The 543-nt window shown below is 44.9% G+C and carries 1 protein-coding gene; it reads right to left on the reverse strand.

Annotation, left to right across the window (positions count from 1 at the left end; translation table 11 throughout):
* Positions 1-543 (reverse strand): RHS repeat-associated core domain-containing protein (locus tag AC55NX_RS20815; protein WP_496997465.1); only part of this gene is annotated, 543 nt, incomplete at both ends.

Here is a 543-nt window from a genome sequence, read left to right on the forward strand (position 1 = left end):
GTAACTACATTGTCTAATGTTGGTTTCCATCCCTCTTTAATCGCTAAATTCTGACGGCCATAAGTTGAGTTAGAGATAAAATCGGTTGTACCAAACCGACCAGGCATATCTTCCATTCCATTATCAACAATCATGTTAAATGTATCACCTGGTTGCATTGTCCGGACATTTGATTCTGGATCATATCCATAAGGCCAAGGAGACTGGTTTTCTTTTAACTCATTATAAGCCTTAGATGCTTCAGCTCTTGTCTTAAATTGTCCAGCGTGATCTTTCTGGAAAGAATTCCAAGTATTCCTACTAGGACAATCCCCCACACACTGCGTTAACCCCAGCGGGTCAATCCAGCCCGTCGGATTTTTCACATACTGGTAGTTGTTTAAACCACCGGCAAGCCCAATCGGGTCGGGGGTGATAAAGCGCCCGGTGCTCGGGCTATAGTAACGGTGACGGTTGTAATGTAAACCCGTTTCTGCATCATAATACTGTCCCTGAAAACGCAGCGGGCTGACGATTTCTGCCTTGCGCTGATAAGCCACATTG

The organism is Vibrio rubrogenes, from assembly GCF_059641415.1.